The sequence below is a fragment of the Pseudomonas sp. FA-1 genome (genome assembly GCF_056856075.1).
This window is the reverse complement of the sequence record NZ_JBWXTH010000003.1, coordinates 287,583-300,536: the sequence shown is the minus strand read 5'-3', so window position 1 is coordinate 300,536 and position 12,954 is coordinate 287,583. Positions and strand designations below refer to the sequence as shown.

General features: G+C 65.6%; 10 protein-coding genes and 1 pseudogene. 7 read left to right on the top strand and 4 right to left on the bottom strand.

Annotation, left to right across the window (positions count from 1 at the left end):
• Complete coding sequence (locus AC1MHZ_RS08285) at window positions 1–1,401, top strand: efflux transporter outer membrane subunit (RefSeq protein WP_482966246.1); 1,401 nt, start codon at window positions 1–3, stop codon at window positions 1,399–1,401.
• An 85-nt stretch (window positions 1,402–1,486) separates the two neighbouring features.
• Here the strand turns inward: AC1MHZ_RS08285 and pvdP are convergent, their stop codons facing one another.
• Window positions 1,487–3,109 carry a pyoverdine maturation tyrosinase PvdP gene (pvdP, locus tag AC1MHZ_RS08280; protein ID WP_482966245.1) on the bottom strand — a complete coding sequence of 541 codons (1,623 nt, stop codon included), beginning with the start codon at window positions 3,107–3,109 and terminating at the stop codon, window positions 1,487–1,489.
• 136 nt (window positions 3,110–3,245) lie between these two features.
• On the opposite strand from pvdP, the gene AC1MHZ_RS08275 reads away from it, so the two are divergent.
• Window positions 3,246–4,172, top strand: a complete 927-nt coding sequence (locus tag AC1MHZ_RS08275) for a siderophore-interacting protein (protein WP_482966244.1) — start codon at window positions 3,246–3,248, stop codon at window positions 4,170–4,172.
• Window positions 4,173–4,243: 71 nt separating this feature from the next.
• On the opposite strand, the gene AC1MHZ_RS08270 is transcribed toward AC1MHZ_RS08275, so the two are convergent.
• The 3 genes from AC1MHZ_RS08270 to AC1MHZ_RS08260 form a co-directional block, all read right to left on the bottom strand.
• The gene (locus tag AC1MHZ_RS08270) at window positions 4,244–5,644 is read right to left on the bottom strand and encodes a diaminobutyrate--2-oxoglutarate transaminase (protein ID WP_482966243.1); all 1,401 of its coding nucleotides are present in this window, start codon (window positions 5,642–5,644) and stop codon (window positions 4,244–4,246) included.
• 196 nt (window positions 5,645–5,840) lie between these two features.
• Window positions 5,841–7,163: an ATP-binding protein gene (locus tag AC1MHZ_RS08265; RefSeq protein ID WP_324814225.1), complete on the bottom strand. Its 1,323-nt coding sequence runs from the start codon at window positions 7,161–7,163 to the stop codon at window positions 5,841–5,843.
• Window positions 7,160–7,843, bottom strand: coding sequence for a response regulator (locus AC1MHZ_RS08260; RefSeq protein ID WP_084854777.1), 684 nt, complete (start codon window positions 7,841–7,843; stop codon window positions 7,160–7,162). The genes AC1MHZ_RS08265 and AC1MHZ_RS08260 overlap by 4 nt, the downstream gene beginning before the upstream one ends.
• Before the next feature lie 236 nt (window positions 7,844–8,079).
• On the opposite strand from AC1MHZ_RS08260, the gene AC1MHZ_RS08255 reads away from it, so the two are divergent.
• The 5 genes and pseudogenes from AC1MHZ_RS08255 to AC1MHZ_RS08235 all read left to right on the top strand — a co-directional run bounded on the left by AC1MHZ_RS08255 (window position 8,080) and on the right by AC1MHZ_RS08235 (window position 12,953).
• Complete coding sequence (locus tag AC1MHZ_RS08255) at window positions 8,080–9,426, top strand: DUF6861 domain-containing protein (RefSeq protein ID WP_482966242.1); 1,347 nt, start codon at window positions 8,080–8,082, stop codon at window positions 9,424–9,426.
• Between the two features lie 19 nt (window positions 9,427–9,445).
• Window positions 9,446–10,063 (top strand): GAD-like domain-containing protein, encoded by a 618-nt coding sequence (locus AC1MHZ_RS08250; protein WP_324814230.1) that lies wholly within the window; start codon window positions 9,446–9,448, stop codon window positions 10,061–10,063.
• 15 nt (window positions 10,064–10,078) lie between these two features.
• A pseudogene (locus AC1MHZ_RS08245) lies at window positions 10,079–10,228 on the top strand (GAD-like domain-containing protein); the annotation flags it as partial.
• A gap of 176 nt (window positions 10,229–10,404) precedes the next feature.
• Entirely contained in the window at window positions 10,405–12,117 is a 1,713-nt protein-coding gene (dsbD, locus tag AC1MHZ_RS08240; protein WP_324814233.1) for a protein-disulfide reductase DsbD, read from the top strand.
• Window positions 12,117–12,953 carry a prolipoprotein diacylglyceryl transferase family protein gene (locus AC1MHZ_RS08235; protein WP_324814237.1) on the top strand — a complete coding sequence of 279 codons (837 nt, stop codon included), beginning with the start codon at window positions 12,117–12,119 and terminating at the stop codon, window positions 12,951–12,953. Before dsbD ends, AC1MHZ_RS08235 begins: the two co-directional genes overlap by 1 nt.
• Window position 12,954: the final 1 nt, after the last annotated feature.

Here is a 12,954-nt window from a genome sequence, read left to right as displayed (position 1 = left end):
ATGACATTGCCAACCCGCATCAGCCTGTTGACCCTGAGTCTGGCCCTGACGGCCTGCAGCGCCCAACCGCCGCCCAGTGCCGGCATCGCCCCACCGGCGAGCTGGCAGGCCGCGGCCTTCGACACCGCCCTGCCCCTGCCGGATGCAGCCTGGTGGCAAGCCTTCGCCAGCCCGGAGCTGGGCCGCCTGATCGAGCGAGCCCGTCACAACAGCCACGACCTCGCCGCCGCCAGCGCACGCGTACGCCAGGCCCAGGCCCGGGCCGTAGCGGCGGGTGCGCCGCTGCTGCCGGAACTGCAGATGCGCCTGGAGGGCAGCCGCCAGCACCTGCTGCGCGGCGATGGCAACGACACGCTCGACGTCAGCAGCCGCGAGCGTACCAGCACCTCCTTCGGCACGCGCCTTAGCGCCAGCTACGAGATCGACTTCTGGGGTGGGCTGCGAGCGGCACGCGACAGCGCCTTGCATGAGCTCGACGCCAGCCGCTTCGATCGCCAGACCGTCGAGCTGACGCTCACCAGCGCGGTGGCCGACACCTACCTGCGCGGCGCGGCCTTGCAGGAGCGGCTGCGCATCGCCCGCCTGAACCTGGAGAACGCCCGTGATGTGCTGCGGCTGGTCGAAGCGCGCGAACGTTCAGGTTCGGCCACCCGCCTCGAACTGGCCCAGCAACGCAGCCTGGTGGCGGCCCAGGCGCGGCAGTTGCCACGGCTCGAGCAGCAGTGGCAGGACAGCCGCGTAACCCTCGCCACCTTGCTTGGCGACCCGGTGCAGCGCCTGCCGACCAGTGCCGAGTCGATCCTCGCCTTGCAATGGCCACGGATCGGCAGCGGCGTGCCCAGCGATCTGCTCGGCCGGCGCCCCGATATCGCCGCCGCCGAGGCACGCCTGGCGGCCGCCAATGCCAACGTGCAGGTTGCCCGGGCCGCCATGCTACCCAGGCTCACGCTCGGTGCCGACCTGGGCAGTGGTGCGCGGACCTTCGCCGATATCCTCGACAGCCCCTTCTACACCTTGACCGCGGGATTGCTGGCACCGGTTTTCGACAATGGCCGCCTGCGCGCCTCCCGGGACCTGGCCCATGCCGAACGGCAGGAGCTGCTGGAAAACTACCGCAGCAGCATCCTGGCCGGCTTTTCGGACGTCGAGCGGGCGCTCAACGCCATTGCCGGCGTGGACCGCCAGCGCCAATGGCAAGACGAGGAAGTGCACCAGGCGCGCATCGCCTTCGAGCTGGCCCGGCAACGCTACGGCGCAGGTGCCGAGACCCTGCTCAGCGTGCTCCAGACCCAGCGCACCTTGTATGACGCCCAGGACCAGCAGGCGGAGCTGCACCTGGCCCGGCTGCAGGGCAGCATGGCGCTGTACAAAGCCCTGGGGGGTGGTTGGCAGGTTCGATAAGCGCAAGCCCGATTCAACAAGGCCGACACAATACTCTGTAGGAGCGGGCTTGCCCCGCGAAAGGGGCGCAAAGCGCCCCCAGCCATCAAGCAACGATATTCTTCAACGACAGGTGTCTCGCATACCAGGGCCGACGCGGCACCCGGCGCACCAGCTCACCCAGCTTGTCGTCCTCGCCAAAGGTGATGCGCAGCGCCAGCTTCATGGTCTCCACATCCATCTCCACCGACTTGCCAGGGCGCGTGCCCGGCAGGGTGCTGCAACCATGGGTATCCGGCCCCAGCCAGGGGTCGTCGACCTCGATCCAGCGCCCTGGCGCGAACCATTTCACGCCATTGACCTCCAGGCGCCGTACCTGGCCGGGGTGGTACCGTTCATGGGCGCGGTACCAGTCTTCGATACGGTCGTCGATCCAGCCATGGAAGCCCCAGAACACCGGGTTGACGTGGGACGAAAACGGGTCGCCGAGAAAATCGTTCTCGGCACCGAACCAGCGCGTGGCGAAATCGGCGGGGTCACGGGCGAACGGCACCGGGGCACCATTGATTGGGTCGCGCGGTACCGAGGCCCAGCACATGTGCAGCCAGTCGTGCAGGGTCATCTCCATCTCGGAACCGAGCGCACCCAGGCTCAGCTTCGACAGGTACTGCGGGTCCTGGTACTGCGACTCCCAGACTTGGAAATTGCTGCAGAAGGTTTCACTGGCCTTGATCGCCGAGACCCATTGCCCATAGGCGTCATCGCCCGGTGCCTGCCAACTGGGTGGCACGCAGCAGCCGTCGTGGTTCTCGTGGTAGCGGGCAAAACCCACGCGGTCGAATTCCACGCTCGGCTGCGGCAGCGGGAAGTGCGACCAGGATGGCAAATCCTGCAAGCGACGCGCCGCATCGAGCATGTGCCGGTGCATGAACAGGAAATCGACCCCCGAGCCGTTGCGGTGCTTGTGCGGCCCCCTGGCATCGCGCTCATGGTCACGCGGGCCGGGCTGCCAGCCCAGGCCACGCAAGGCACCGCGCTGCTTGTCGGACAGCCGGTGCCATTTGTCCCGGGTCGCATGCCAGAGCTGGTGGAACAGGCGGTGCTCGGCGCTGACCACCCATGCCTGCATCTGTGGCGTATAGGCGATGCGCTCCCGCGCTTCGGGAAACAGGCGCTTGACCGCCACGAAGCGGCTGTCGGCGATCGGCAGCGTCAATGGCCGGTCCAAGCGCTGCAGGCGACCACTCAAGGTGCCGTTGCCGGCGTTGGCGAAACTGCCCCAGACCTCGTCGAGGCTGGCCACGCATTCATAGCTCGGGCCACCGTGCTGGTTCAGCAAGCGCCAGCGCACCTGGGCAGCGGACGCCCCCACCAGGTCGCCCAGGACTCGATAATGGGCCGGCCCTTCACCGCGCAGGCGCTCGCCGGTGTCGACGAAGCCACGCAGGCCACGGCCCTTGGTGGCAACATCGAGGAACAGTTCGACACCGGCCACCGGCAGACCGTCGAGGCCCGCCTCGGCGCCTTCGAAACGAAGATCCCAGATGCCCCGCAGACGGTCGGCCAACACCTGTCCGGCATAGTCGGCCAGTTCCACGCTGGCCTCGCCTGGCGTGACGATGTCGTCATCGGGGTCATGGGTCAGTTCCTTGTGCGCATAGTAGGCCGCCGTACCGGTCGCCCCCGCGACTGCCAGGCCTGCGATGAATCCTCGTCGGGAAATGGTCATTGCGCCTCTATCCGTTCCTGCCACGCTGCGGTTTCTATCCAAGCTAGGACGTAACCTGGGGCGGGAAATTTACTGCCTTAATTCAGGGCAGGACGGCTCGTTCCTTCCAGGACTCCGTCTACCAGAGGCACCGACCATGACATCCCTCCTCTCCCGCCTGCTGCGACCGAAGGCCACGGCCTATCGACTGTTCGATATCGAACTCAAGGGCATCGAGCCGTTGAGCCCGTCCCTGTGCCGGTTCGTCTTCACCGGTGACGATGTGGCGCAGATGACGACCTTGGCCCCCGACCAACGCGTCAAGTTGTTCTTCCCCACGCCCTCCGGGCAGCCGCCCCGGTTGCCCAAGGATGGCCATTGGCAACAGGCGCGCCAGGGGCTGGCGCCCGAGCACACCCCGCCGATGCGCACCTACACCATTCGCGCCCTGCGCCGCGACGCGCTGGAAGTCGATGTGGATTTCGTCCTGCATGGCATCAATGGCCCGGCCTCGACCTGGGCAACCCAGGCGCGCATTGGCGATCGGCTGCAGATGGTGGCGCCGAACCTGACCTATGAAGGCGACCCCGGCGGTTATGAATGGAAACCACCACACAGCGCCCGGCACGTGCTCCTGATGGGCGACGAAACCGCCTTGCCGGCCCTTGCCGGCATCCTCGAGCAACTGGCCGACACCCGCCCGGCGCTGGCGGTGCAGGCCTTCATCGAGGTACCGCTGGAGGCCGACTGCCTGCCGTTGCGCCACAGCCCCACAGCACAGGTGCATTGGTTGCCTCGCGACCTGCTGCGTTGCGAGCACGGCCACGCCATGCGCCACGCGATACGCGAATTGGCCAGCCTACCGTGCGGCACGGCAGGTGCGGTGAAACTGGAGGAGGTGAATATCGAACGCAGCCTTCTCTGGGAGCACGGCCGCGGCGAGGGAAGCGAATTCCACGCCTGGATCGCCGGCGAGTCAGCGGCGGTCATGGACATTCGCCGCCACCTGGTCAAGGAGCGAGGGCTCGGGCGCGACTGCCTGGCCTTGATGGGATATTGGCGCGCCGGCAGGACGTTCGATTGAAAGAGCGCTGCGCAATCCCCTTGTAGGAGCGGGCTTGCCCCGCGAAAGGGCCGCAAGGCGGCCCCCTTCGCTCACCCCGCAGCCACCGCCGCCCTCACCGCCTCGGCAAACCGCCCGGCCACTTCGTCGACCTGTTCGGCACTGATGATCAACGGCGGCAGGAAGCGCACCACCGCGCCATGACGCCCGCCCAGCTCGAGGATCAGCCCACGCCTCAGGCATTCGCGCTGCACCTTCGGCGCCAGGGCCCGGCTGGCAGGTGGATGCCCCAGCGCGTCCCGCTCGCCAGCCGGGTCCACCAGTTCCACCCCCAGCATCAGGCCACGCCCACGGACATCCCCCAGTTGCGGATAGTCCTGCTGCAGGCCCAGCAGGTGATTGCGCAAGCGCTGGCCCATGGCCTCGGCATGTTCGGCCAGGCGATGCTCGACCAGGTAGCCCATCACCGCAGAACCAGCCGCCATGGCCATCTGGTTGCCACGGAAGGTTCCGGCATGGGCACCTGGCTGCCAGGTGTCCAGCCAGTCACGGTAGACCACCACGGCCAGGGGCAGGCTGCCACCGATGGCCTTGGACAGCGTCACCACGTCCGGCACGATACCGGCGTGCTCGAAGGCGAACATCCGCCCGGTACGGGCGAAGCCGCTCTGGATCTCATCGACGATCAGCGCCACGCCCGCCCGCTCGGTGATGGCTCGCAGGCCGCGCAGCCATTGGATGTCCGCCGGGATCACGCCGCCCTCGCCTTGCACCACCTCGACGATCACCGCCGCCGGTAGCGCCACACCGGCTTCCGGGTCGCACAACAGGTTCTCCAGGTATTGCAGGTTCGCCCGGACGCCCGCCTCGCCGCCCAGGCCGAAGGGGCAGCGGTAGTCGTAGGGGTACGGCATGAACTGCACGCCATTGCCCAGCAGGGCCGCCAAGGGTTGCTTCGGCCCCAGGCTGCCCATCAGGCTCAACGCGCCCTGGGACATGCCGTGGTAGGCCCCCTGGAACGCCAGCACCGTGCTGCGCCCGGTGGCCGTGCGCACCAGTTTCAGCGCAGCCTCCACCGCATCGGTGCCGGTCGGCCCGCAGAACTGGATTTTCGCGTCGCGGCGCAAGGCCTCGGGCAGCAGGCCGAACAGGTCCTGGACGAAGCGGTCCTTGACTGGGGTGGTCAAGTCCAGGGTATGCAGGGGCAGCTCATCGGCCAGTACTTGCTGGATTGCCTCGATCACCACCGGGTGGTTGTGGCCCAGGGCCAGGGTGCCCGCGCCCGCCAGGCAATCGATGAACTGGCGGCCCTCGACGTCTTCCACATGAATCCCACGGGCACGCTTGAGCGCCAAGGGGATGCGCCGCGGGTAGCTGCGGGCGTTGGACTCTTGTCGCTGCTGGCGCAGCAACAGGGGCGAATCCTCGAATTCGTACAACGCCTGCGGGGCGCTGGGCGGCAGGGTCTGGGCAAGGCTGGAAGCGGTCGACATCGGAAAATCCTCGCAAGCAAGCGAATATGCCCCGCCACGCTCCCTGTAACCGGATGTGTGTCGGGTGGTTGTCGCTTGGAGAACGCGTCAGCGGGGCGAGGATTTACCAGTTGATTTGAGATTGCAGGGTGTGCCTTCGCGGGTGAACCCGCTCCCACAGAGGTTGGTGTGATCCTCCACAGGCTGCGGGCAGGGCTCAGTTGCCCTCGCGCGCCGGCACCTGCAGCCAGACACGCAAACCATCGCCAGGGTTTTCGAAACGCAGGCTGCCGGCACAACGCTGGACGATGGCCTGGACGATCGCCAACCCCAGGCCGCAGCCGCCGCTCTGGTCGTGGCGCCAGAAGCGTTCGGTCAGGTGCTGCATGTCTTCCTCGGCGATCCCGGGCCCATGGTCGCGGACCATGAAGCCCACTTGCCCGTCAGCCATCTGCACTTCCAGCTCCACGGCTGCGTCGCCGCCATGGCGCAAGGCGTTGTCCAGCAGGTTGCGCAACGCCGCCACCGCCAGCGGCGCTGGCATGCCCAGGTAGACGCGCGTAGCCTCCTCTGGCAGGCGCACCACGATGCGCCGGTTGTCGCCACCGCCAGCATCCTGCACCGCCTGGCGTGCCACCTGCTCGGCGCTGCACTGCACGCCATCGTCGAACGACAGGCTGCCTTCGACCCGCGCCAGCATCAGCAATTGCTCCAGGGTGCGGTGCATGCGGTCGGTACCCTGCTCGGCATGTTCCAGCGCCTGCTCGCGCACCGCGCCGTCGGTCATGCGGGCCACCTGCAGGTGGGTCTTGATCGCGGTCAGCGGGCTGCGCAGTTCGTGGGCGGCATCGTCGGTGAGGCGGCGCTCGCGCTCAATGGTCTGGGCGATGCGCAAGAACAACTGGTTCTGGGTTTCGAGCAGCGGCTGCAACTCGCTGGGCATGCCAGCCACCTGCAACGGCTCGACGCTGTCGGCACGGCGCCGGCGCAAGGCATCGCGCATCCGGTTGAGCGGCTCCAGGCCCTTGCCCACGCCGATCCACAACAACCCCAGGCTGCCGAGCAAGGCCATCAACACCGGCGCCGAGGCAGCCAGCAGGATCGAGCGGTTGAGCGCCTCGCGTTCCTGATGGCGGTCGGCGGTGGTGATCCGCACATCCCCATGGTTATAGGTGAAGGTGCGCCAGAGCGCGCCGTCGATGGTCTGGTCACGGAAGCCGCTGCGCTGGTCGTCCATGGCACCGTCGTGCTTGTGATTGCTGGCCAGGATCTCGCCGCGCAGGGAACTGACCTGGCAGGCCATGCCGTCCGGCACGCTGAGTTGGTCGGCGGAAAAATGCGCGTCCTGGCCCTTGCTCGCCAGCGGCTGCGGCAACTGCTCGATCAACCCGGCAACCATGCGTGCCGAGGCCACCAGGCGCTGGTCGAGGGAAAACATCATCTGCTGGCGCAGGTCGCGCAGCATCCACGCGGCGGCCAGCGCCCAGATGATGACGAAGGCGATGCCGAGGATCAGCGTCAGGCGCGCACGCAGGCTCATGGTGCGGTGCCCTGCGGGGCCTGGGCCGGGCCAAGGCGATAGCCCAGGCCGCGGACGGTCTCGACGATGCTATTGCCCAGCTTGCGCCGCAAATGGTGGATGTGAACGTTCAGGGCGTTGCTCTCGACTTCGTCGCTGAAGCCGTACACGCAGTCCTTGAGCTGCTCGCTGGACAGCACCCGCCCGGGGTTCTGCAGCAATGCCTGGAGCAGCGCCTGCTCGCGGCGCGACAGGTCCACGGCCTGGCCTGCCAGGGTGGCCTCGCAACTGCTCGGGTCGTAGCGCAGCGGGCCATGCTCGATGACGTTCACCGCCCGCCCGGCCACGCGGCGCAGCAGCGTGTGCAGGCGTGCGGCGAGCTCGCGCAGGTCGAAGGGCTTGAGCAGGTAGTCGTCGGCCCCGGCCTGCAGCCCATCGACCCGGTCGGTGACCGCATCTCGAGCGGTGAGCACCAGCACCGGCAGCGTCACGCCCTGCTGGCGCAGGCGGCGCAACAGCTTCAGGCCGTCTTCATCGGGCAGGCCGAGGTCGAGGATCATCACGTCGAACTGCGCGGCCTGCAGCAAGGCCTGGGCAGCCGAGGCGCTGGCCACCCGGTCCACGGTCAGGCCCTGGGCAGTGAGGCCGGCGCAGATGCCGCTGGCGATCAGGTCGTCGTCCTCGCAGAGCAATACGTGCATTGGGGAGGCTCCCGGTAGTTGAGGCGGACATTGCACCCTGGGTGGATTAAGAGACGATTATGCAACGGGCGACAGGATAGGCCCATGCCCATTCAGGCCTGCGACCAGCGCAGCCTGTAAAGAATCATTTCCCCGCCAATTCAAAGCGGAAACATCCTACATACAGCTCGGAAATAGTCACCCTGGATGCGTGATGTGATGTCGCCCTGAACAGCTGGTTGTCAGGGAGACAGCGAATGGGGTTGTGGCATTGGGTGCCCTCATGGCAGCAGATCGAACGTCGCATAATCAATGAAATGGGTTATCAAGGAGGCGCCCATTTCCGCACCTACCTCAACGAGCACGTGCCATCGCTGGCGCTCAACCTACGTCGGGTGGACAGCGTGCGCTCAGCCTTCCATCAGGCCGAATGGAAGGCCGCCGGTCTGCTGCGTCGGCGCTTCGCCGACCTGGACATCAACAGCATCCTCGACGACCTGATAGCGGTCGCCACGCAGATGGCGATGATCGTCGCCGGCAGCGTGCTGACTGGCGCAGCCATCGGTGCCGGCGTGGGCGCTTTCGCCGGCGGGGCCGGTGCCATTCCCGGCAGCATCGCGGGCACCGCCATCGGCTTCCAGGTCAGCAGCTGGATCCTGGGCATCCTGGGCATCGCCTCGCTCGCTGAGTTCTTCGTCGACGGTTTGCCGCGTATCGCCGATTACTACCTGCGCGGCATCGGCATCGCGTGGGAGGGTACACGCGGCGAGGAAGGGCTGAGCGCGTTCAGCCAGGACGACCCTTTCGCCATTTCCCAGGCCGCGCACTTCATTGCCCTGGGCCATGTGGAAATCATCGTGCTGTTGTTGGGCGCCATCGTTTCCTACCTCACCCGTGGGCGCGGCAATGCCCAGGTGCTGGCTCAGGAAATGGCGGCCAGCCGCAAAGGTACGAAGCTGGGGCAATGGATGCTCAAGCATGAGGAGGGGTTGAAGAAACGACCGGACCTGCAGGTGCCGGAGCGACGCAAGGGGGCGATAGCTGAGCCACAAACCGTTCAGCCGAATCGGCCAGCGGGAAAAGACAAGGAGCCCTCGTCAGGGAAGCCCGGTAGCATGCCGTTGCATACGGTGGCGTGCTTCAAGGCGGACAAACTGCCAGCATCCAAGCATGGCGAGTTTGAACGGCAGTTGAAGGGACAGCAGGATGGGCTGAATCGGCTGACGGTTGAGGAGTTTTTGGCGAATGTGGCCAATCCTGTCAAGCGAGATCCCAAGGTTGCTAAACAGGCACGAGAAGATTTGTACATACATCTACGAGGTAGGATTTACGAGGAATTATCGAAAACGATGGGACCGCGTGAAGCAAGAAAGCTTTCAGAAATGCAAGCCAAGGAGACGATGTCAACGCTCGCAGCCTTGCATAACCCTGATCTCCGTGCGGGTGGACGGGACGCTATCTCTGATTTTGGCGATAGACAGGTTAATTCGAGTATTGGCCCTCAGTGGAAAAGCCGGATAGGTGGGCTCATACGAGCAGCCGAAGAGATGGCAGGTACAGGGAGCGGATCCGGTTTTTTAAATGTAAAACTACACAAGTGCTGAACTATTTGGAGATCATCGCATGGATGAAGCATTTTCCGTTTTTATTGAAGAATTCGGTGAGCCTATGCATAGGCAGGAGGTACCTGCATCGACCATTGAACGCTACAGGGGGGCGCTTCCTGACAAACTTTTGGAATATTGGGCCGAGCATGGCTGGTGCGGGTATGGTGATGGTATATTTTGGACCGTGAACCCGCAAGCGTATGAGAGCGTGGTTGCATCCGTGCTTGAGAGTGCAAACTTAGAAACTTACGATAAGTTCCACCTCATCGCCCGCGGAGCCTTTGGGGACCTGTATTTGTTTGGCGAAAAAACGGGATTCTCTCTGAAAGTTACAGCACACATTGGGCGTTACACTGGAATTAAATATGAAATAACGGCGACTGACATGGACAGACAGGTGCAGAACTTTTTTGCCTCTAGAGATTTAGACTCTAATGATTTTGATGACATGTTCGAGCCCGCCAAACATCGTCTCGGCATACTGGGCCCGGATGAGATGTACGGCTTTGTTCCAGCCCTGGTGTTTGGCGGCCCCATTCGTTTCGAGAATCTTGAAAAGTTGAAAGCGATCGAACATCTGGTGCTATTATCTCAGCTTTGCAATATCGAGCCCTACAGCTTCTCCGACTTCTAAACATACAACAAGGATCAGTTCTGGGCAGAGCATAGGTGGTGCGGCTACGGAGAGGGGATCTTCTGGATGGTCAACCCTCAAGAGTACGAAAACTTACTCGCCAGCTGGATGCAAAGCCCAGCGCTCAAAATGACTGATACCTATCATGTCATCACGCGTAGCGCAGCCCTATGAACTCGGCGACGAGCAAGCGTACTAGCTTGGGGCAAGCCCGCGCCTGCAGGATTGCAGGCTATCCTCTGTTTGTGCTCGGCCAATCTGCCCCGCCACCTCAGGGTTAACCTTGGGTTAATCGTCCCAGGCCAGCATGTCGCCATTCCATGCATTGCCAAGGCGAAGACATGCGCGTCCTCCTGCTCTTCCTGACATTCCTACTTGCGGGGCCTCTGCAGGCCAACCCCTTCGAGACCAAGCCCGACTTCCTGCCGGTCAACGAGGCCTTCGTCCTCTCCCATGACCGCCTGCCCGATGGCCAGATGCGCCTGCATTTCCAGATCAAGGACGGCTACTACCTCTACCAGAAGCGCCTGAAGTTCGATGGCCTTGCACCTGGCCAGCATCCCGCCTTGCCTGCCGCCGAGAACCACCACGACGAGTTCTTCGGCGACAGTGCGGTCTATCGCCACCAGCTCGAGCTGCTGATACCCGCAGGCGCCCAAGGCCAGTTGCGCCTGGGCTGGCAGGGCTGCGCCGACGCTGGCCTGTGCTACCCGCCGCAGACCACTGCCATCGACCTCGGCGGCCAGGCCGCCCCGGTAGCCGACCAGGCCAGCGACCAGGCCCTGGCCAGCGGCCTGCAGCAGGCCAGCCTGGCCTGGAGCCTGGCAGCCTTCTTCGGGCTGGGCCTGCTGCTGGCCTTCACGCCCTGCTCCTTGCCGATGCTGCCGATTCTCGCCGGGCTGGTGCTGGGCAATGGTGCCAGCGCCCGCCGCGGCTGGCTGCTGGCCGGGGTCTATGTGCTGAGCATGGCCCTGGTGTACGCCGCCCTCGGCGTGGTCGCCGCCCTGCTCGGCGCCAGCTTGCAGGCCTGGCTGCAGCAACCCTGGTTGCTGGGCAGCCTGGCGGGCTTGTTCGTCATCCTTGCCCTGCCGATGTTCGGTGCCTTCGAGTTGCAACTGCCCGCCGCCCTGCGCGACCGCCTCGACCGGGCCGGCCAGGGCACCCGTGGTGGCAATGTGTATGGCGCGGCCTTGCTCGGGGCGCTGTCCGGCCTGCTCATGGGGCCCTGCATGACGGCACCGTTGGCCGGGGCGCTGCTGTACATCGCCCAGAGCGGCGACGTGTTGCAAGGTGCGCTGGTGCTGTTCAGCCTGGGCCTGGGCATGGGCGCGCCGTTGCTGTTGCTGGTCACCGTCGGCAACCGCTACCTGCCGCGCCCGGGCGCCTGGATGAATCGGGTCAAGGGACTGTTCGGCTTCGTCTTCCTGGCCATGGCCCTGTACACCCTGCGCAGCCTGTTGCCAGCCCCGTTGCTGCTGGCCCTGAGCGGCGCCTGGCTGATCGCCCTGGCCTGGGCGGCCTGGCCGGCCCTTCAGCCCCTGCCGGCCTTGCGTGCGGTGCCGCTGCTCGGCGCGCTCTGGGGTGGCCTGCTGCTGGTCGGTGCGGCGGCCGGTGGCGATGACCTCTGGCAACCCTTGCACCCCTTCGCCGGGGGCAGCCTGCCAAGCGCAGCGACCAAGGCCGAGGATGCCTTCGTCACCGTCAGCCAGCCCCAGGCGCTGCAACGTGAGCTGGACGCCGCCAAGGCACGTGGCCAATGGGTGATGCTGGACTACTATGCCGACTGGTGCGTGTCGTGCAAGGTGATGGAAAAACAGGTGTTCGCCCGCCCTGATGTCCTGGCCGGCCTTGCCGGAGTACACCTGGTACGCCTGGACGTCACCGCCGATACACCCGCCAGCCGCGAACTGCTGCAACGCTACCAGGTGCCAGGCCCGCCCAGCCTGATCTGGATCGGCCCGGAAGGCGACGAGCGCCGTGCCCGGCGCATCACCGGCGAGGTGGACGCCGACGCGTTCCAACGACACTGGGCCCAGACCAGGAGCCAAGGTTGATGCTGAGCGTGACCCTGGGGCCGTTGACCATGGCCCTCAACCACCTGCTGTTGCTCGCGGCTCTGTGCGTGGCCAGCGTGGTCGGCTGGTGGGTGGCCCGGCGCGGTGGAGAAAACCCCGAGTCGGCGTTGTTCAACCTGTTCCTGTTGGGGCTGGTGTGCGCCCGCCTCGGTTTCGTGATGGCCTACTGGCCGATGTTCCGCGAGGAGCCGCTGCAGATCATCGATATCCGCGACGGCGGCTTCCTGCCCTGGGCCGGCCTGGCCGGCATCGTTGCCGGTGCCTTGTGGCAGTACCGGCGCCACCCTGGGTTGCGCCGCCCGCTGGGCTGGGCATTGTTCAGCGGTGCCCTGTTCTGGGGGCTGGCCAGCCTCGGCAGCCACCTGTACAGCAAGGGCACCGAGCTGCCGGCGTTGAGCCTGCGTAATGCCGCCGGGCAATCCGTGGCCTTGCACGCCTACCGTGGTACGCCGCTGGTGATCAACATCTGGGCCACCTGGTGCCCGCCCTGCCGCCGCGAGATGCCGGTGCTGCAACAAGCGCAGGATGACTACCCGCACGTGACTTTCCTGTTCGTGAACCAGGGCGAAACGCCGGAAAACGTCAGCACCTTCCTCGCCACCACCGGCCTGAGCCTGACCCACGTGCTGTTCGACGGCACCGGCCAGCTGGCCGAACGGGTCGGCTCCATGGCCTTGCCCACCACCCTGTTCTACACCGCCGACGGGCGCCTGATCGGCAGCCACCTGGGCGAGCTGTCTCGCGCCAGCCTGCACCGCGCCCTGGAACCTTTCGAGCAGGCCGCCGCGCCTGCCCCCGCCGCACAAGGAAACTGAC